Origin of the sequence: Paenibacillus sp. MZ03-122A, from assembly GCF_024213325.1 — a bacterium.
In the GTDB taxonomy this organism is placed as follows: domain Bacteria; phylum Bacillota; class Bacilli; order Paenibacillales; family Paenibacillaceae; genus Paenibacillus; species Paenibacillus polymyxa_B.
This window is the reverse complement of record NZ_JANAVI010000002.1, coordinates 657622-677244: the sequence shown is the minus strand read 5'-3', so window position 1 is coordinate 677244 and position 19623 is coordinate 657622. Positions and strand designations below refer to the sequence as shown.

12 protein-coding genes are annotated in these 19623 nt (G+C 45.1%); 4 read left to right on the top strand and 8 right to left on the bottom strand.

The window, feature by feature from the left end; translation table 11 throughout:
- Window positions 1-9 precede the first annotated feature (9 nt).
- Window positions 10-798 carry an ABC transporter permease gene (locus NLX74_RS07015; protein ID WP_235306448.1) on the bottom strand — a complete coding sequence of 263 codons (789 nt, stop codon included), beginning with the start codon at window positions 796-798 and terminating at the stop codon, window positions 10-12.
- A 150-nt stretch (window positions 799-948) separates the two neighbouring features.
- Between NLX74_RS07015 and NLX74_RS07010 the strand changes: the two genes are divergently transcribed.
- The gene (locus NLX74_RS07010) at window positions 949-3405 is read left to right on the top strand and encodes an O-antigen ligase family protein (RefSeq protein ID WP_235306449.1); all 2457 of its coding nucleotides are present in this window, start codon (window positions 949-951) and stop codon (window positions 3403-3405) included.
- Between the two features lie 83 nt (window positions 3406-3488).
- On the opposite strand, the gene galU is transcribed toward NLX74_RS07010, so the two are convergent.
- Window positions 3489-4370 carry a UTP--glucose-1-phosphate uridylyltransferase GalU gene (galU, locus tag NLX74_RS07005; protein WP_254328315.1) on the bottom strand — a complete coding sequence of 294 codons (882 nt, stop codon included), beginning with the start codon at window positions 4368-4370 and terminating at the stop codon, window positions 3489-3491.
- Between the two features lie 188 nt (window positions 4371-4558).
- Between galU and NLX74_RS07000 the strand changes: the two genes are divergently transcribed.
- Together NLX74_RS07000 and NLX74_RS06995 are read left to right on the top strand one after the other, a co-directional pair.
- A complete protein-coding gene (locus tag NLX74_RS07000) occupies window positions 4559-5590 on the top strand; it encodes a glycosyltransferase family 2 protein (protein ID WP_254328314.1) in 1032 nt (343 codons plus the stop codon).
- A gap of 14 nt (window positions 5591-5604) precedes the next feature.
- Window positions 5605-6042 carry a GtrA family protein gene (locus NLX74_RS06995; RefSeq protein WP_367997020.1) on the top strand — a complete coding sequence of 146 codons (438 nt, stop codon included), beginning with the start codon at window positions 5605-5607 and terminating at the stop codon, window positions 6040-6042.
- Between the two features lie 136 nt (window positions 6043-6178).
- Here NLX74_RS06995 and NLX74_RS06990 read toward each other — a convergent pair whose 3' ends face one another.
- From NLX74_RS06990 to NLX74_RS06975, 4 genes are all read right to left on the bottom strand, one after another.
- The gene (locus tag NLX74_RS06990) at window positions 6179-8689 is read right to left on the bottom strand and encodes a U32 family peptidase (RefSeq protein WP_254328313.1); all 2511 of its coding nucleotides are present in this window, start codon (window positions 8687-8689) and stop codon (window positions 6179-6181) included.
- A 423-nt stretch (window positions 8690-9112) separates the two neighbouring features.
- Window positions 9113-9553 carry a GNAT family N-acetyltransferase gene (locus tag NLX74_RS06985; protein WP_061829971.1) on the bottom strand — a complete coding sequence of 147 codons (441 nt, stop codon included), beginning with the start codon at window positions 9551-9553 and terminating at the stop codon, window positions 9113-9115.
- Window positions 9554-9746: 193 nt separating this feature from the next.
- The gene (locus NLX74_RS06980; protein ID WP_235306452.1) at window positions 9747-11660 is read right to left on the bottom strand and encodes a stalk domain-containing protein; all 1914 of its coding nucleotides are present in this window, start codon (window positions 11658-11660) and stop codon (window positions 9747-9749) included.
- A 49-nt stretch (window positions 11661-11709) separates the two neighbouring features.
- A complete protein-coding gene (locus NLX74_RS06975) occupies window positions 11710-12954 on the bottom strand; it encodes a S1C family serine protease (RefSeq protein WP_254328312.1) in 1245 nt (414 codons plus the stop codon).
- Window positions 12955-13312: 358 nt separating this feature from the next.
- Here NLX74_RS06975 and NLX74_RS06970 point away from each other — a divergent pair, with 358 nt between their 5' ends.
- Window positions 13313-14938, top strand: a complete 1626-nt coding sequence (locus NLX74_RS06970) for a nitrite/sulfite reductase (RefSeq protein WP_235306453.1) — start codon at window positions 13313-13315, stop codon at window positions 14936-14938.
- Window positions 14939-15050: 112 nt separating this feature from the next.
- Here NLX74_RS06970 and NLX74_RS06965 read toward each other — a convergent pair whose 3' ends face one another.
- Both NLX74_RS06965 and uvrA read right to left on the bottom strand, forming a co-directional pair.
- On the bottom strand, window positions 15051-16262 hold the full coding sequence (locus tag NLX74_RS06965; protein WP_254328311.1) for a hypothetical protein: 1212 nt from the start codon (window positions 16260-16262) through the stop codon (window positions 15051-15053).
- 410 nt (window positions 16263-16672) lie between these two features.
- Entirely contained in the window at window positions 16673-19534 is a 2862-nt protein-coding gene (uvrA, locus tag NLX74_RS06960) for an excinuclease ABC subunit UvrA (RefSeq protein WP_235306455.1), read from the bottom strand.
- Window positions 19535-19623 lie beyond the last annotated feature (89 nt).

Below are 19623 nucleotides of genomic sequence, written 5' to 3'. Positions count from 1 at the left end.
ATTTTCTCCTCACAATACATCTGCAAAATGAGATTTCATTTTCTTGAAAATTTTGATTCCTATAGTACCTGCGATAATCACAATAGCCCAAAAGTAGATCGTCATTGATGGATGCTCCCAGAACCATTTGTGATCAATAAAAGTATCCCGATATCCTTCGACGATATAAAAAACAGGATTTAGTTTAAAGAAAAACTGATACTTATCTTCAACAATATTTAAATTCCAAAAGATCGGCGTAAGCCAAAAGAATAGCTGAATAAATACCGCAACAACTTGACCAACATCCTTTACAAAAACAACTAATGTCGCTGTTATGTAAGAAATGGACAAGGAAAGAAAAATCGTGGCTAATAAATAATAAAGGATTTGAATGTTATAAATCGTAAATTCAACATTGTAGATTTTAAACATAATGAAAAGAACAATGATAAAAAATACATGTACAAACAGAGCTGACAAAATTTTCACCATCGGCAGCAAACCAACTCGGAAAACAATCTTCTTTACCAAATAATTGTTTTCTATAATACTATTGGTTGCAGTTGCTAAGCTTTCAGAAAAGAATAACCAAGGCACCATTCCTGTTAATAACCAAAGTATAAAGGGAGTATCTCCAATAGGTACATTTTTAAAACCAACCTGAAATACGACCCAATAAACAAGTATAGATACCATAGGATGTATAAAAGCCCAGAGTACCCCCATAAACGAACCAAGGTATCTAGATTTAATATCTTTTTTAGACAGTTCCCAGAGTAACTTTAAATTTTTTGATAAGTTTTCAGTTAAATTCATACGAGTGTGTCACGACCTTAAACATGGTTTGGTAAGTCTCTTACAATCAAACATTGTAAAAATTTGGTATGGTCTTTGTTGCGATATGGCTCTAACAGCTACGATATGCTAAAATGTTGACGTATCTACAAGAAAAGGAGATTGTAAACCTTGTCGAATCCAGTATACGGGAAACAGGCCAAAACGTCGACCCGTGACGATAAAAGGCCGGCTATGTTTTGGGTGTTAATTGTTGGCATGATTCTGTTTTTAGCTTGGGCCCCCTTCCAGGCTGCGCTTTTTAATGGTCAAATGCTCGACTTTGAGAAGCCTTTGTATTGGGCTTTGATCATCAGCACGATTCTATTGATTTTAGGAATTGTAACCTATTATAAAAAATTCAAGCTGGAAGAGCAAAGGGATTGGCTGGCTGTATTAGTACTACTGCTTCCCCTGTCTTATGTGCTTTCACTGACTTCAGCAGCTTCGCATTACTTGGCCATGAATATGGTGGTGGTACAGTGCATATATGCCGCCCTGTTTATCATCTCAATCTATCTACTACAAGATCGCTTAGGCAATAAGATTATTCACAACCTGATTATGACTGTTGCTTATGTCATTGTCGGCTTTGGCTTTATTAACTGGTTCGGACAGTGGGTAATTGCCGGCAAGATGGTAGGCTGGTTTACCCAATATGTGTATCAATATCGTTATACCAATGCAGTTATGACAGATACAAATGGTCTCCGGCTGACATCCGTGTTTCAATATGCGAATACATATGCCGCTTTTCTAATGGCTTTCCTATTCGCTGCCGTTTTCTGTCTGATGAAATCAAAACTATGGTATGGCAAGGCTATTCACGGCTTCATGTTGGTGCCTATTCTGGTCTCGTTATTCCTGACCTTGTCACGGGGCGGTCTGGTTATGTTGCCAGTCGTTTTCGTGCTGCTCTTGCTTTTCCTTAAACCTGCACGCCAAATTATATGGATTTTGCATTGCGCCATTGCTGGTGTAGCGTCAATATCTATCTTGGCGCCAATTACAAATATGGGATTACAACTCAATAAGGCCTACAACGGTGGTGAGGCTGCCAAGGCTTGGGGGTTACTTATTGGGGTCTCCCTTGCTGTAGCTGTTGTACTGTGGCTTGTTGAACGTTATCTGGCACCGAAGTTGGAAAGTGCCCTCACAGGCTGGACTTCCCGTAAGTTATCCAACCTATGGCTGCCTGTCGGATCAGTTGTCGTGATTGGCTTGCTGGCTTTTCTGTTTATTGGAACTGGCCTGCGCAGCGTACTACCAGAAAACGTCCAGGTCCGGTTTGAAAATATCAATTTCCGGCAGCATAGTGTACTGGAACGACTTGTATTCTATCAGGATGCTGCCAAATCGATTAAAGATCATCCTGTTATTGGCACCGGCGGCGGCGGTTGGGCTACTTTATATGAGAAATACCAAGACTATCCTTACACAAGCCGTCAGGCCCATAACTTCTTCATGCAGTATCTGGTTGAGGTTGGTATTCTCGGTTTTGTAATTTTCATGTCATTCATCTTATTTATTTTCTACAAATATATCCGTAACTATATTAGACAAAATGATGAAGAACGGGATTCTCACTTTCTGTATCTCATTTTGGCGCTCTCGATCTTACTTCATAGCTTGCTGGACTTTAATCTGAGCTACGTGTTCATGGGCATACTGATATTTATGAGTCTTGGTGGTATGACCGCTGCTATGGACAGCAAACCTCTTAGACGCTTGTCCATGAGTACTTCTGGTTTCCGAATCATGTATAGTGCAGTCATCGGCATTCTAAGCATTGTGGTGCTTTTTGCAGGTCTCCGCTTCGTGCAATCGGCCAATGCTGCCACATCTGCCAAACAGATCATGGCGGTCAGCACATCTTTTGAGGAAATCCAAAGTGCCATTAATAAGGATCTTGAACTTCGTCCTACGCACCCAGATTCGGTTATAAGTTTGGCTGCACTGTACAAGAATGTGTATGATCAAACGAAAAAAGAGGAATTTTATAATGCTGCAATAGAGGTACTTAATACGGGCCTGAAGGCAGAACCGTATAATAAAATCATGTATAACTCCAAAGTTAACCTTTTAAAAGCAAAAGGTGAGCATGAGCAAGCCTTCAGTATTTTGGAAAATAACATTTCCAACTTCAAATGGGACAATGACTGGTACAACATGTTGATTACTCAAGCCTACTCTATTGGTGATAAGGCACGTGAACAGAAGGACACCGCCAAGGAGCAGAAATATTTCCAAGCAGGCCTTGCTGCATACCAGCAGGTTCTGGATGGGGTAGCTCATATTAAGACGGTTCCACCTGAAATTCAGTTGACACGTACTTTTGAGGTAACTCCAGGTATTGCGCTCAGCACTGGCAAAATTGAATTCATGTCAGGCAAGCCTGCAGAGGCTGCCAGCATCCTGAAAAACGGTCTGAAGGACGATTTGAGTGATGCTACGAATCGTGAGGTCGCCCGCTACTATATCGCTGCTCTGCAACAGCAGGGACAGGATGACAAAGCATTGTACGATAAGCTGATTAAAGCTGATCCGAAGGAGAGGGAGCAAATTGCTCAGTTAAAATCGGAGAAATAGTATAGAAAAAGAGACTATCAGATGATGTTATATCATCCGGTAGTCTCTTTTTTATTTGGAGAAAGAGAGGTTTGGTGAGGTGTTTATTTTTCTTGATCAATATCTTCAATAACCTGTCTCATATAAGCCAGTACTTCATCCTTGATTTCGTTATGCTGTAGAGCATAATGGATCGTTGTTTCAATGAATCCCAATTTCTCGCCAACATCATGGCGATTCCCGTCAAATTCGTAGGCCAGGATCGGATTCTTTTCTCCCAGTTTGGACAATGCATCCGTCAACTGAATCTCCCCGCCTACTCCCGCAGATTGCTGACCCAGGATATCAAAAATATCAGGCGTCAAGATATAACGTCCCATGATCGCCAAGTTGGAGGTTGCTTCTTCCTTCTTTGGCTTTTCTACCAATCGTTCCGCTTCAGAGATTTTGGAAGTAAGTGCATGACCTTCAACTATGCCGTAACGATGTACCTCGTTCCAATCCACTTGTTTTACACCTACAACAGAACGCTGATACTCATCGAACACGTCTATCATCTGTTTGAGGCACGGATTCTCAGACTCAACGATGTCATCCCCTAAAAGGACGGCAAAAGGTTCGTCACCGATAAACTTACGTGCACACCAGATGGCATGCCCCAACCCTTTAGGTTCCTTTTGACGAATATAGTGGATATCTGCCATCTCCGATGGTTTACGCACTTCATTGAGCAGATCCCATTTTTCCTTCGCAGTCAAATTATGCTCCAGCTCAAAGGAGTAGTCAAAATGATCCTCAATCGCCCTTTTGCCTTTACCAGTAACGATAATGATATCCTCTATACCAGATGCAACAGCCTCTTCAATAATATATTGAATTGTTGGTTTGTCTACAATGGGTAGCATCTCTTTAGGCATGGCTTTCGTAGCAGGAAGGAACCGGGTTCCTAATCCCGCAGCAGGAATAATCGCTTTACGGATTTTCATAGGTTAAAACTCCTTTTCAACAAAACTTACTAAATTATTCAATAATTCGATTAACGTTTGTAAATTGCTAATAGTTTATTATAGCACTTAGTCATTGCAATGTTATATAATTTAAGTAAACCATATTATAAACTAAAAAGGATAGAAATTTGAGTACCAGATATGCCAAAATTTGAGGAGAGAGTTCTTTGGATTCAATAATCAGTAACCCTGTTTTAACGTTAGTTATTCCCTGTTATAACGAAGAAGAGGTACTGCCTGAAACTATAAGCAGACTTACGGTCATTCTTGAGGAGTTGGCAGAGAGCCAGCTCATTTCTAAACATAGTAAAATGTTGTTTGTTGACGATGGTAGCCGTGATAAAACATGGGACATCATAGCATCATATAATCTAAAAAATCCTTTTGTCAGTGGTCTCAAATTGGCGAAAAATGCCGGCCATCAAAACGCCCTATTATCTGGGTTAATGGAAGCTAAAGAGACATCTGATTGTGTGATATCCGTTGACGCTGACCTGCAGGATGATCTCAGTGCCATCCGAGAATTTATAATAAAGTTCAAAGAAGGTTATGACATCGTATATGGGGTTCGAAAAAGTAGAACCACCGACACATTCTTCAAGCGTTCAACAGCCCAAGGCTTTTATCGTGTTATGAGTAAAATGGGAGTCAATATTGTATACAATCATGCGGATTACCGTTTAATGAGCAAAAGAGTTCTCCAGGAATTAAGCAACTTTAAAGAGGTAAATCTCTTTTTACGTGGTCTAGTTCCGTTAATAGGTTATAAGTCTACTGAAGTTTATTACGATCGACATGAACGCTTTGCAGGAGAATCCAAATATCCTTTAAAGAAAATGCTCGCTTTTGCTTTCGATGGAATCACTTCATTTAGTATAACCCCAATCCGGCTTATCTCAGCGGTAGGTTTTGCAATGTTTGGCATAAGCTTATTAATAGCTGTGTATACCATTATTAGTAAGCTCCTTGGAACCACTGTCTGGGGCTGGTCTTCTTTAATGTTGTCCATCTGGTTCATAGGTGGTCTGCAACTTGTAGCACTGGGGCTCATTGGCGAATATATCGGTAAAATATATAAAGAGGTAAAACAAAGACCCAAATATATTATTGAGACCCTATTAGATTCCCAGAGCACCCTAGATACTGAAAACACAAAAAAAGTGAAAAATAGTGAGAGGGAAGCTGTGGCTGTCCAATAAACAGATGCGAACAGGTGACTAATTTGACTTTATTTCAGAATAGCTTTTTCCGTTTTCTTGTCGTAGGTGTCCTAAATACAATATGCGGCATGTCCGTCATGTTCCTGCTCTTTAATACTTTAGGGACTAACTACTGGTTATCGACCTTTATTGGTAATTCTGTAGGTGCCACTGTAAGCTATTTCTTAAACAAAAGATTTACTTTCAAAAACAATGCAAGCCATGGACAGACCATTTGGAAGTTTGTCTTTATCATATTGATATGCTATTTGCTATCGTATTGTCTCAGCTATCTAATCAGCCACTTCTTGATCTCAAGTCTGAGTATTAAAAACAATGCAATTTCAGGCAATCTGTCCATCCTAATCGGGAATATCTTCTATACTTTAATTAATTATGTCGGGCAAAAATTCATTGTTTTTTCCAAAAAAACGAAAGTCCAGAAAGTATAACAATACGAGATTCATAGTATTTCAAATGGACTTATTGATAAAAATAGGGTATGTGCTCTCAAAGCACATACCCTATTTTTTCTTTTTCTACGTTCAAATATCAAAATAAATAACTGTGATAACCTATAGCATCCTTTTACTTCACCAGCTGCCCACGTGTAACACCCAACTGATTCGTCGCTTTCAGCGTCTTCCATACTTGTGTTCCACTGATTTCTCCGCGCAGGGCACGGTTATAGAGATCAATAACCTCATGCACTTGCTCCGGTGTCTCCTCCAAAAATTCCACGCGGTAACGGGACACGCCCAGCTCCAGGAAGTTGGATAGGTATTCCGCGCCGGATTGCTCAATCGCGTTGTACACCGTGTTGCGGCAGCCTTCGTCCACACGGACCGGATGAGACATACCAATTCGATCACGCAGGGATGCGCGATGGTCCTCACATGGACGTCCACAGTTAGTGTAGTCGGTGCCTTCACTCATAAAGGTGCAGTATACGCAATGTTCAGTATGGAACATGGGCATATGCTGCTGGATCACGATCTCCAGCTTATCAGTACGTGTACGTCTGAGCATATCGACCATTTGCTGAATGTTCAGATCGTACGAAGGCGTAACCAGGTCGCAGCCAGAATCCAGGAACAGATCAGCCGCTTTATGGTTGGCTATGTTCAGCGAGAAGTCACCAATCAATTGCGGGTGATGTGCGTCCGGGTTCTCCAACCGATGTCGCAAGTAGAAATACAGTGCCCCTGGATTGCGTACCAACACAGCATCCGGCTTCAAGCGCAGGATATTGTTGTGGTAGCCATTTTCACCCGGCATGTGAATACGCGGGGTCGCCAGCGCAATTCGGCGGCCTGCAGCGTGCACAGCCTCTACGGCTGCTGGGAATTGCTTGATGAACTCGAAGTCGGCGTAGATGAATTCCACGCCGGCCTCAAGCGCAGCCTCCACCTGAGGGAGGCTGCGGCACAACGCGGTCAGCTCTGCCTGACCGCGTGCAACAGACGATGCCGGAGTCGATGCATCGTCATACACCTCGACCGTCCGTTTCGTGTACACGGGCGGTTTGGGGCGCTCGCCCGCGAGCAGTTCCACCGCCTGACGGCGGATACCGTTCAGCTCGCGCATCGGCACGATGACGTCCCCATGCAGATGGACGTCCAGTTCTTCCAGCTGGAACACCGTTCCGCCCAGTCGGCCGAACTGCTCTTCGAGCAGTTCATGCGTCATCGGACGCTTCTGGGCAATTTCGAGCTCCAGCTCGGAGTCCACGCGGACCGTTGTGCCTTTCTGCACGTCGGTCCACCATGTCGACAGCGGTTGCCCTGGAGAGCCGCTGACCCGCACATATACCGGGAAGACCCGGTACGGCTTGTCGGTGTCGTACGACTGGCGCAGACGTTTGTCCAGCGCTGGGTCGTTGGTCTTCCAAATGCGGTCGCCCACGTGCACACGGCGCAGATCCACATCGTTGCGTCCCGCTACGATGTCGATGATCCAGCCTTCTCCGGCTTCGCCTTCAATCTTCACGCCCTTGCGGCGGATATCGTATACGCGTCCGCCTTCTTCTTTTTGCGTGGGATCTCCCGCATCGAATACAATACCATCGCCACGCTTGAGCGGTGCATCAATACGGCACACTACGCCATCACGAAGGATTTGTTCCACTCGGCCCAGATACACCCCCCGGCTTTTCGGGAATGTACCGTCAACCAGCTTCTTGTTATTGGTCCCTTCGAGAAAACCGTGCGTAAAGCCGCGTGAAAAGCTCTGCTGCAGCTCGCGGATATCTTCTTTGCTGGTCTTGGACGTATCGCCATCAAAATACTTATCAATGGCCTTGCGGTACTTGCTGACCACATTTGCCACATATTCAGGTGTTTTCAGTCGCCCTTCAATTTTAAAAGAAACAACACCCGCGTCGATCAGTTCAGGCATCAAGTCAATCGCTGCCAGATCCTTAGGTGACAGCAGATACGTCACATCTGCCATTGGTTTCTGCTCTCCGTCCACCATTAGATCGTAAGGCAAACGACATGCCTGTGCACACTCACCACGGTTAGCAGAGCGGCCGCCCCACATTTCTGAAGTCAGGCATTGACCAGAATAAGATACGCATAACGCTCCATGTACGAATACCTCCATTGGAAGCCTCGCCTGATCGCCTATCTTTTGGATCTGTTTCAGGTTGTTTTCGCGTCCAAGCACGACCCGTTCCATATTGAAGGGTTTTGTAAACTCTACCGCTTCCGGCGAGGTAATCGTCATTTGGGTAGAACCATGAATCGGAAAATCCGGTGAAATGTCGCGGATCATTTTCACCAGGCCCATATCCTGGACAATTAAGGCATCGACTCCAGCATCAATACAGGCATCGACCAGCTCCTTAGCGTCCTCCAACTCGTTTTCAAATACCAATATATTGAATGTTAAAAAACCTTTAACCCCATAGCTATGCAAAAACGCCATAATTTCAGGCAGTTCCTCCATGCGGAAATTATTCGCCCGTGCTCGTGCGTTGAACTTTTCCACCCCGAAAAAGATCGCATCAGCCCCGTTTGCCACCGCCGCACGCATACAATCCCAGTCACCGGCTGGTGCCAGAAGCTCAACATCTTCTCTTCGTACTGCTGATTTCATTATTGCCCTCCCCATATGCTGAAAACGAATGATCCCCCGAGGAATAATCGTTGTTTTCAGGGCAGCTATGCTGCTTACTTGGTAATCTCATGGATGTTCCATAGACTCATTCCAAAGCTGATCATGGTTAGTCAGGGGAATGGAAGCCTACTAAGAATCATATTTTAAATCCTATCCGTCTCTATCATCTTGTCCGATCATCCACACACTGAACCATCGGTTCCTCGCGTGAATTACATCCAACTCAAAAAATCCGCATCACAAACATCTGCGGCAGAATCATTCTTATCTTGTAACTAATCTAGTGTACCAGACTGCGACCTAAGCTTCTACACTTTCCAAGCGATTCCTTTAAAAAATAATACTAAAAACACCTCCAAACCCGTCAAGCGGTGCTTTGGAGGTGAGTCATCCTATCATTAACTAGGCAAACCTATACTTCGCAAGCATTTCTCCCCAAGGTGATATTCCCTTCTCTCTGAAGCCTGTTTTACTATATAGCTTTCTAGCTAGTTCATTGTCTGGTTTATACCCAATCATGATAACATCCGTCCTATCACTGGCTTTCCTTATTTCGTCGATAACCAGCAACATCGCATTGTAGCCATAACCTTGACCTTGAAATCTTTCGTCAATCATAAATCGGTAAACCCAGTAATTTCCGTCATCCGGGTCTAAACCATACATTGTAAAACCAATTAATTCGTCATCATTATAAATTGCTTTAGATAAAAATCCATCTAAAAACTGACACTCCGCAATCGAAAAAAGGTTAGATACCATAAATCTTTTTTGCTCAGGTGTCGGTTCAAGTTCGGCACATGCTTCCCAATTATGTTTGTCGACTGCTTTTAGCGTAATCATTTTGGATTCCTCCTATACGGGGAAATACGTATAGACTTCCCTAGTGCTTACTTCACTCATTATAAGATTGGTGGTATTTGGCGAGCGTCAGTGAAGCGGGCCATTGGAATCCGAAGAAGCGTCAGCGATCGTAGGCTCAAATGGCACGCGTAGCGCTTCCCCCACAACCTCGCTAATCTTTTACCTACACCTTCTACTTCACAAAATTAAACGAATTTAACGTCGAATCCAGTGCGTTAGACTGTACAGCCGTGTTGTTCGCATCATTTAATGTTGTTGTCACAGTATACGTTTTTCCGTCACGTTCCAAAACCAATTGGTGGCCTGTGTAGCCAATGCCTTCCTCTATACGATGGAATGTAAAGGACACTGCCGGAACACCAGCAAACGTTACGTCCTTAACTTCCTCAACTTTGAGGTTTTTGTAGTTCTTTGCTTGCTTATCATAGAAGTCCTTGAGCTGGGATACCGTTAGTTCAAATGATTGGTCGTTGTCGATTTTGATGGAAAAACGACCTCCGGTAAACTGGTACTCTACATCGCCCAATTCAAATTGATCGCTAATCGCGGTCCAATATCGTGGGATATTCACCGTATATTCATAGGCTTTTGACGTCTTTTTGACCGTTTTCGTTTTGTCCGTCAAATAGTCGTCTTCTTCCAACTGTCCAAAGTTACTTGCTACGGTTTGAAAATCGATTTGAAGCGAGGAAATGAGCGCATTGAACTGATCATTTCCTTTGCTTACTTTTTCAGGCACTGCGTATTCAGCCAAATAGCGGTATCCATTTTGCTGGATCAGCACATTGTACTCTTTGACCCATCCATCGCCAAAATTATAACGGTACTCCTGTACTAACCCTTGAACGCCTGCAACTTCCAGCGGATACGTCTTCTGTGCCTCATAAGCCGTAGACACAAATGAATCGCTCAGCCATTTTTGCAGTTGCTGTCCCCAGTTCTCCAACTTTCCATCCGCTGGAGCCGAGGTTATTTTCATGCGGAAGCTCGATCCATCATTACTTTCATATTGCATCCGTTGATCGTCCATTTTCCAGCCTGCGGGTATGCTGAGTGACACGCCGTAGTCTGGATTTCCGGCCTCGCGTGTGCCTCCTACGACAGTGGACAAGTCCTTAATACTTTTATCCTGCGCATCAAAAGAGGTCTTGAAGGAATTTAACAGTCCCGCATACTGGGCCAGATCTTTATAATTCGTTGCTTTAGCATCGGAAAAATAAACTACATACAATCGTCCGTTGTCATAGTACTGACGATTTTCCCACAATACGCCGTCCCCATCCTTCGTAATGACACGAGCATAAGGTACCTTCGCTTTCGGGAAGGATTTTCGATCGATCACAGTTTCTCCCGTTTCCTTGGCTGCCTGCACTAATTGTTGCAACAGATCGTCCGCATTCAGTGGAACCGGCTGTGACGCTGTGTGCACTTCCATATAGTACGCACTGTTCTCGTCCATAAAAGTGGAGATACTCTCATCTCCACCTCCCTGACCGATGACGAGACCTGTTGGATAGTTCATAGACCAGCCATAGTAACTGTTCCCGATCTGCGTCTTGCCCTCATCATTATCAATGTTCGGTGTCTCTTCAGCTACCGTGCCCGCCTCTTCTTGTGCTTCCATCCGAATAATGATTCCGGCGCCGTTCTTCTCCAACTTACCGCCAAGCCCTTCTGCTACTTGACGCAGAGGCACCATGAGAATACCTGATGACATTTCCGGTGGAGCTGGAAGTGTCACCTTGTGACCTCTCACCCAAGCAGTACGGCTACCAATGGTCAGCGATACAACATGAGTTCCGCTAGTGATTTTAACCACATTATCTTCAGCCAATCGAATTTTGCTGTTAAATGCCTTTTTAAAAATACCAGCTGGAACCATCAGTGCACCACTTTTTGAATATGGCTTCGTAATATTGGCATTATGGCCGTTCATGATGGCTGTATTGCTGCCGCTTTGCAACCGCAATTCCAGCATGGTTTTATCTTGATCTGCTGCAACTGCTGGCAAAGCGGAAAGCAGAAGGGACAATGCGACAGCGCCGACCCCCAGCTTACGCATCATTTTTCTTTGAATATGCTTCACAGTAAATCTCCCTTTAGCTTTATTTTATAAATTCAAGAGCCGTTATTGTTCACTTTCCAGTAGTTGCCCCTTGAGCTGGCTCCGATGTTTCCTTAGGAAGCGCTACGCCGCCATCTTCAGCGGCCTCCGAACCGTTCGAATCTTCACCATCTTCTCCAGACTGAATGGACTCATAGATTTCACCATTATCCTGTGTCAGTACTAGCTTGCGCTTCACAATATCACCGTCCGACTGCATTAGTACACTCACCGTTTGACCTGGTTGATAGTTTTTAAGCAGCTCATTGACATCAATGGCCGAAGCTACACGCTTACCGTTAATGCTATACAGCTCATCGCCTTCCTTGATTTTGGCCTGAATGGCATTGGCTGAGGTAATTTTCGTAACTTTCAGAGGGTCCTCGGTAGGTAATCCAACGATAGCTGACCAGCTCTCTTCCAGACTCAGACCAAGACTGGCGCGCCGAACCTCTCCGTATTTGAAAAATTGGCCGATGACATATTTCACCGTATCCGACGGAATCGAAAAGCCCATATTTTCAATGCCGACCGCCGAGAATTTCATCGTATTGATCCCAATGACCTCACCCTTGAGATTGACCAGCGGACCGCCGCTGTTACCAGGATTGATCGCGGTATCACTTTGGATCAAACGATAAGCAGCGTTGACACCACGGTTCAGCCCGCTAACAACACCTGAGGTTGCCGAATTGCGAAGTGAAAAGGATATAGGCGTACCAATAGCCACTACCTGCTCACCTACCTGTAGACTGTTCGTTGAAGCTGCCAAGGTGGCGGGTTTGAGGCCGCTTGCCTTGATTTTGACTAATGCCAAATCACTGATCGGATCGCTGTAGCTGTCGGTGATTCCATAAGATTTTCCGTCCGAGGTTACGACCACGGCATCACCTAATCCTTCGATAACATGTGCATTCGTCACAATCCATCCATCGGTACGAATGATAACACCCGTGCCGTGAGCCAGGTTGTATCGATCTCCTCCTGCTACGGTCTCTCCCGTGGCTGAACGGCCAATGATACCGACCACAGAAGGAGATACATTTTTAACCACCTGCGGCACACGATCGGCCGATAACGTATATGTACCATTTGCGCTGTTATATGCGCCGCTGGTTCCTAATGCTTTATTCATATCGCTTACGTTAACATAGACCCCACCATTAATGACTCTGGCCTTTAACGCAGTTCCACTGCTAGCTGCACCTGCCGTTCCAGAAACACATAGAGCGCTGCCCAGAGCTAGAACAACTGCCCTTTTCCCCATCTTACGCATATACTCACCATTTCCTCTCTTACATGACCCTGTTCTATCAGTTAGTCCAAATCTACCATAGAGGGGACACGTATACAATCGCTTTAAGCCCTATCTTTTTCTAAAAGGCGCGTTTGCTACATCCCTGTCCCCTCATGCTATTTATATTATAAATTTTCCAAATCCTTATATCAAAAAAATAAGCAAAAACGATAAATAATCGTTATACCGTTTAGGTCATTCCTTCGTTTACGGGCATAACCAACTATGATACCATCACATTATATCTTAGTTTTATTGTCGGAAATAAAGAATAAAATCATGAATCCTCTATCCAAAACACTAAAGTATAAATAAGCACCTACAGGAGGTTAAAAGAATGGCCTACGAACCAATCTGGAACGCTCATCCCGATAAGCTTAACAAATTCGAGTTAGTCAAGCTGGAAAAGGACGGTCTCGACGTTATCCGTACCATTATTGAAAACTATGCCAACGAAGGCTATGACTCGATCTCTGCGGACGATATGGACCGTTTCAAATGGGCTGGGGTATATCAGCAAAAGCCTAAGGATGGTCATTTCATGATGCGGGTCCGCATCAACACAGGGATCATGACTTCAGCACAGGCACATGCATTGGCGGACATATCCGCGCTATATGGACGCGGTCTTGTGGATGTCACCACTCGCCAGGCGATTCAATTTCACTGGCTGACGGTCGAAAGCTTGCCTGATATTTTTGAAAGACTGGAAAAAGTTAATTTGTATTCCTTTGAAGCCTGTGGAGACTGCCCGCGTACCATTGTTGGTAATCCACTGGCTGGCATCGATCCCAATGAATTGGTGGATACCCAGGAGATTGTAGATGAAGTAAACCGCTTTTTCTTATTAAATCGAGACTTCTCCAATCTGCCGCGCAAGTACAAAATGTCTATCTCCGGTAATACGTACAATAATGCACAGGCTGAAATTAACGACCTGTCCTTCACTCCAGCCACCAAGATCCTCGACGGAAAAGAAGTGGTCGGCTTCCATGCGATGGTTGGTGGAGGTTTGTCCGCCAAGCCGCATATGGCACAGTCTCTGGATTTGTTTGTTCGTCCTGAGGAAGTACTGAAGGTTGCTATTGCTGTCACCACCATTTTCCGTGATTACGGCTATCGGGAAAAGCGGCACCATGCCCGCTTGAAATTCCTCGTTGCCGATTGGGGCCCAGACAAATTTCTGGCTAAGCTCACCGAGTACATCGGTGAAATGCCCGGACGAGGCGAGGACAAAACGATTGGCTGGCAAGCCGCCTATTTTGACGGCGTGCATCCTCAAGCTCAAAAAGGTCTGAACTATGTCGGTCTGAACGTTCCTGTCGGTCGCCTTAGTGCTGACGAGTTACATGAACTGGCCGACCTGGCTGACCGCTATGGCGATGGTCAGATTCGTACCACGATGTCGCAAAATATTTTGCTGAGCGGCGTACCGGATGAGCAGGTGGATGAACTACTGGAAGCCCCCGTGCTGCAACGCCTGACACCACAGCCCAAGCATTTTATGAGTCGTACGGTATCGTGCACAGGAAATGAGTTTTGCAATTTGGCGATTGTGGAAACCAAAAAACGGGCGGTTGACGTTGCCGAGTATTTGGATCAGCACGTACAATTGGATGAAAAGGTGCGCATTCATTTTATCGGTTGCCCGAATTCCTGCGGTCAAAAGCATATTGCGGACATTGGTCTGCAAGGCTCGCTTATTAAGACACCGGAAGGCTTGGTCGACGCGTTCGATATCGCTGTCGGCGGAGCGCTTGGAGCAGGCGCCCAGTTTAACAAGGCGCTCAAAGGTCGCGTACGCGGGGATCAGGTTGGACCTGTACTGGCAGAGCTCATTCTGTTCTACAAAGAAAACAGGAGCGCTGGCGAAAGCTTTTACGCATATGTACAGCGTGTAGGTATTCCGACTTTCCAGGAAAAGCTGTCTGCCATTTTACAATCCAGCCACGTTGCATCCTAAATATAGAGTCTATTAACAGCCTGTTTGTATTACATATACAAGCAGGCTGTTTCTTATCGTCATACAACCTCGCAATATCGTTCCCCTCAATTTCACAAAAAAAGACACCGGATTACTCCGGTATCAATATTTTCGCAAAATCCAGTACTGTTGGCTTATGAGCTCCTGTTGTAGATGTCACCACCACGTAGCCTGAAGGTATCTTGTATATCAATCCCGTATCGTAACGGATGCCGAAGGAATTATCCTCCTTATAATGAGTCCTCGTTTCCCACACCTTCGTACCGTTTCCTTTCAGGCCTGTAATGGTGATGCCATGCATCTTCGTGGTTTTACCCAGTGGATCATATTGATCACTGAACTGGACATACAACTGCTCCTCAGGCAGATACACCCGGTCAGCCGCATAGTCCTCTGTATTACTAAATAATTGTAGACCATTACTAAGCACCTGTGTACGCTTGCTGTTTCCTTTAAGCCCTGTTACAGCAATATGACCGCTCGGCAACTCACGTACTGCGGCAATTTCTTTACCTGATCCTAAGTCCAGATGGATGTCACGAATATCGCGACCATATACATCTGCTTGTACCCCAACGGGACCATCTGAGCTATTCAAAAGCGCATAATATCCATTGTGACTGCCGACCAGCCAACCCGAGGTCACTCCGGCCGTCGTTCGATTCCATTGTAGATCGCCAGTTTCAGTGTATTTGAGTACAGTGAAGGACTGCTCAGCAAGGTTTAGATAGGAGACCAGGAAACCGCCATCCTCCAATGTCTCCAAACCAACCTGAGAATCCTGCCCATGAGATATCAAGCCATCTGTGGGTAATGTTTTGGACCACAAGGTGTTTCCATCCTCGTCCAATCGTGAAGCCTGCAAATCTCGTATTCCGTTCGGTTTTGTATAATCAATCAGAAACAGCAAGCCCCTATCCGATGTCTCCCGCTGGACTCCCCTGCTGCTTGTTCCGGGTTGTACGTTCAGGTCCTGCTGATGTTTCCATACAGCCTCCACAGAACTGTCCAGCTTGCCATATGTGACGTGTACTACACTTGCTTCTGTATCGTCCTCGACGTTCAGCATTAAAAACCCACCATTCGCTGCGGGTTGAATGTAATCATGAGCGTTTTCTAAATCCTTAATACTGCCAATTGCTGCACTTGTTTCGATTTCGGCTTGTTTGGGCGCAAACGCCTCAGACACCTCGGAGGCATAGGACGGTGCAGCACTATAACCCATCAAACATGCCGCCAAAGCAGCTCCTGCTGCCCATGAATATACACGTGTACGTAAAACTCTACTTTGCTTAATCTTCAAGCGTTCCAGCTCCCTTCATGACTTCCTCAAAGATGTTGTATGAACCTTAGATGTGATAAAACTACAGACGGTTTCGCTTCAACTTGTAATGGTTGTCACGCGGGCACGGAACTCCGTATGATGCTAAGTAATCATAAATTATATATTTACCTCTTCAAGCCCGAGCCTAAACATCCAAAACTCCAAAATTTAGAGACTACTCAGAGACTTTCTGTCGATGAATATACGTATAGATTTATTATTCCAGCGCTTGGTAAACTATGTGTCACATGCTTTAACGCAGGAATTTGATAAAAGTTTTCTTTTTTTACAAAAAAAATAAAACCCTGCAAGACGAAGGCATCAATACACTAGTTCGTATTCTGCCTTCCTGCCTGTGCAGGGTTTTTAAATCATACGTTAAATGGTATTTATAGATCGACTGTCTGAAGCGATTGACTACGCTGGGTATCCCGTTCAAGGATCGGCTTTAAGTATCGACCTGTATAGGATTCTTCGACTCTAACGAGTTGCTCCGGTGTCCCGGTAGCCAAGATCGTTCCACCGCCGCTTCCGCCTTCCGGTCCCAAATCAATCAGATAATCGGCTGTTTTAATCACATCCAGATTATGCTCAATAACCAGCACCGTCTCTCCTGAATCAACCAAACGATGCAGCACCGTCAATAATCGGTCAATATCGTGAACATGCAGACCGGTTGTCGGCTCGTCCAAAATATAAATGGTTTTGCCTGTGCTACGACGATACAATTCGGAGGCCAGCTTCACACGCTGTGCTTCACCGCCAGACAAGGTAGTCGCAGGCTGACCCAGCTTGATATACCCCAATCCTACATCCATCAGCGTCTGGATCTTGCGATGAATCTTCGGAATATTTTCAAAAAACTCCGTTGCATCCTCAACCGTCATCTCCAGCACATCGGCAATACTTTTCCCTTTGTATTTAACCTCCAGGGTCTCCCGGTTATAACGCTTGCCTTTGCACACTTCGCATGGAACATACACATCCGGCAGAAAATGCATCTCAATCTTGATGATACCGTCGCCTCTACAAGCTTCACAACGGCCTCCCTTAACGTTAAAGCTAAAGCGGCCTTTCTTGTAGCCTCGTACTTTGGCCTCGTTCGTCTGCGAGAATAAATCACGGATATCATCAAATACACCAGTATACGTTGCAGGATTGGAACGCGGTGTACGGCCAATTGGCGATTGATCGATCTCAACAACCTTTTCGATATGTTCTAGCCCGCGAATTTCTTTATGCTGTCCTGGACGTACTCTCGCCCGGTTTAGATCACGCGCTAACGTTTTGTACAAAATTTCGTTGACCAGTGTCGATTTTCCAGAGCCGGATACACCAGTAACAGCTGAGAAAACACCCAACGGAATTTTGACATTCACATTTTTGAGATTGTTCTCCTTGGCTCCGCGAATCTCCAGCCACTTATCAGCAGGCTTGCGCCGCTCGGTATTGACCGGAATGAACTTGCGTCCGCTCAAATACTGCCCGGTTAAGGAATTCGGGTCTTCCATAACTTCCTGTGGAGTCCCCTGCGACATGATCATCCCACCATGGATTCCAGCTCCTGGCCCAATATCAATGATATAGTCCGCCGCCATCATCGTATCTTCGTCATGCTCCACCACAATCAACGTATTGCCGAGATTCCGCATATGCTCCAAAGCACTTATCAGACGGTCATTATCTCGCTGATGAAGACCGATACTAGGCTCGTCCAAAATATAAAGCACACCCATCAGACTGGACCCGATCTGTGTCGCCAGTCGGATGCGCTGTGCTTCACCGCCTGACAACGTGCCTGCCGCACGGCTTAAAGTCAGGTATTCCAGACCAACGTTAACGAGGAATCCCAGACGGCTGTTAATTTCTTTTAAAATGAGATTGGCAATCGACTTCTCCTTCTCACTCAGCTCCAGTGTATGGAAAAAGTTTGAGGCTTCACCGATAGACAAAGCTGTCACAAAAGCTATATTACGCTCTTGAATGGTTACCGACAGACTTTCTTTTTTCAGTCGGTGTCCCTTACAGGTGTTACATGGCTTTGCACTCATAAAGCCTTCAATAAATTCACGTATACCTTCAGAAGCCGTATCACGATAACGACGCTCCAGATTGGGGATAATCCCCTCAAAGGTCACATAGGCTTCCTTACGTTGACCAAAATCATTCTCATAGCGGAAACGGATCTTCTGCTCTCCCGTTCCATGTAAAATGAGGTTCATTTGCTCTGTCGTCAATTGACTAACAGGAATGTCCTGCGGAATACCGTAGTGCTCGCATACTGACTGTAAAAATTGAGGATAATAAGTGGAAGTTCCACCACTCCAAGCCTGAAACGCTCCATCCTCCACACTTTTTTCAGGATCGGGAATGAGCAGATCAGGGTCAACTACCATTTTAACTCCTAACCCATCACAATCTGGACAAGCGCCAAACGGACTATTAAAGGAAAACATTCTTGGAGACAGTTCATCTATGCTGAATCCACAAATAGGACATGCAAAGTTGGAGCTGAAACGCAACTCCTCTTGCCCCATAATGTCTACAAGCAACTGCCCACCTGAAAGATTCAGTGCCGTCTCAATAGAGTCAGACAGACGCGCACGCACATCTTCCTTGACTACGATGCGGTCTACGACCACTTCAATCGAGTGCTTCTTGTTCTTTTCCAGCTCAATCTTCTCAGACAATTCACGTAGTTCTCCATTCACACGTACCCGTACAAAACCCTGCTTGGCTATATCCGTGAACAGTGTTTTATGTTCACCTTTGCGGCCGGATACCAATGGAGCCAAAATCTGAAGTCTTGTCTTTTCAGGATACTGCAAAATGCGGTCTACCATCTGTTCAACGGTCTGTGAAGTAATTTCAATGCCATGTTCAGGACAATGAGGATGACCCACCCGAGCAAACAACAACCGTAGGTAGTCATAGATTTCGGTAACCGTTCCGACAGTAGAACGCGGATTCCGACTTGTCGTTTTTTGGTCAATGGAAATGGCAGGAGACAGACCGTCAATCGAATCAACGTCTGGTTTCTCCATTTGCCCGAGGAATTGGCGGGCATACGCAGATAAAGATTCCACATACCGCCGCTGCCCTTCTGCATAGATCGTATCGAAAGCCAGTGACGATTTACCTGAGCCGCTAAGCCCTGTCAGGACGACGAACTTGTCCCGTGGAATTGTCACGTCAATATTTTTGAGATTATGCGCGCGTGCGCCTTTGATGATGATGCTTTCATTCGCCAAATGTTTCATCTCCTTAGCCGTAGTTCACGTCATGCTATATCGCATTGGATTATCCCATGGAAGTGATATATCGCAAAGAGAACGACCAC

Excerpts from the sequence above, each read along its gene's own strand:
- NLX74_RS06970 (WP_235306453.1), top strand. The coding sequence starts at position 13,313 with ATGGCCTACGAACCAATCTGGAACGCTCATCCCGATAAGCTTAACAAA.
- NLX74_RS07015 (WP_235306448.1), bottom strand. The coding sequence starts at position 798 with ATGAATTTAACTGAAAACTTATCAAAAAATTTAAAGTTACTCTGGGAA.
- galU (WP_254328315.1), bottom strand. The coding sequence starts at position 4,370 with ATGAAAATCCGTAAAGCGATTATTCCTGCTGCGGGATTAGGAACCCGG.
- NLX74_RS06975 (WP_254328312.1), bottom strand. The coding sequence starts at position 12,954 with ATGCGTAAGATGGGGAAAAGGGCAGTTGTTCTAGCTCTGGGCAGCGCT.
- NLX74_RS06985 (WP_061829971.1), bottom strand. The coding sequence starts at position 9,553 with ATGATTACGCTAAAAGCAGTCGACAAACATAATTGGGAAGCATGTGCC.
- NLX74_RS06990 (WP_254328313.1), bottom strand. The coding sequence starts at position 8,689 with ATGAAATCAGCAGTACGAAGAGAAGATGTTGAGCTTCTGGCACCAGCC.